Annotated in this window: 1 protein-coding gene; it reads right to left on the bottom strand. The window is 36.8% G+C overall.

Annotated elements, in window-relative coordinates; all coding sequences use genetic code 11:
• Positions 1 to 1,035 (bottom strand): IS1634 family transposase (locus tag ASJ81_RS24830; RefSeq protein ID WP_245860152.1); only part of this gene is annotated, 1,035 nt, incomplete at its 3' end.
• Position 1,036 lies beyond the last annotated feature (1 nt).

Here is a 1,036-nt window from a genome sequence, read left to right as displayed (position 1 = left end):
TTTTTTAACGGTTTTCAAATCTACTTTTTCAAACACAATAGAAGGGAAATCTGCAATCCATTTTTCTGCTGCTTTTAATGCATCTTCTTCACAGAAAAAGTCCTCTCCTACCAGTTTTTTAAGCGACTTTTCTGCTTTTTCAAGTTCATTTTGAAGCTTCTTTCTGAGAGTTATCTCTTTCTTTTCTTTCATTTTATGAGAAAGCAACAAAACCCACTTTTGCTTGACTCCCCCATAATCAACAAAGGTTTGATAAAACGAGTATCTTTCATCGCTTTTCAGTGGCTTCAGGTTCAAATTTGCATTTAGCAGTTCCTTTGCCTCATTAATTGTTGCAGGAACACGACTGATCCAGAATGACTTTCCTATATTATTGATATTATTGTCAGTGTAAAAAGAACTATCAGCTACATAGTACACTTTGCTTTCAGGACTTAAAGCTGATTTGAGGGACTTGATTGCTTCCAGAATTGTGCTTTTGTCGGAAGCATTTCCTGAATGTGTGTTCATGAAAAGTGGTATTCCATGCTGATTTACAATCAAGCTCAGCACAAATTGTTTGAGATCCCATCTCCCGTTTTTTGGAATTCCAAAAGTAATATCAATAGACTCAGTTTCTTCGTCTTCATAATCACCATAAACGCTGACACTTGTAGTGTCAGCGTGTAAACAATGAACAGGAATAGGTAGACGGTTCATAATGTGAAGAACAATTTCCGTAAACAGTTTTGTTGGGCCATATTTTACTATTCTGTCAAGAGTTTCTCCGATAGCATATTGATTCAGATCTTCTCGTGTTACACCTTCTCCAAAAAGTCTTTCTATAGAAATATTCCTGAAAAAGTCAGGAAAAAGGTATAGACGTTGACCTATGAAACCAAGACCATTGAGTACCATGGCAAGGATGCAGACTGAGTGAGGAATCTTGTGATCCCTTTCCTTTGGGAGTTTCTCATCGATCAGTTTGTCAACTTCAAGTTCTCGGAAAACTCCAGCAATGAGACCAAGGTGACCTAAAAATCTTGTACGTTTTATT

It is taken from the genome of Methanosarcina spelaei, from assembly GCF_002287235.1.
Taxonomy (GTDB): domain Archaea; phylum Halobacteriota; class Methanosarcinia; order Methanosarcinales; family Methanosarcinaceae; genus Methanosarcina; species Methanosarcina spelaei.
The sequence above is the reverse complement of the archived record's forward strand: the minus strand, read 5'-3'. Positions and strand labels throughout refer to the sequence as shown.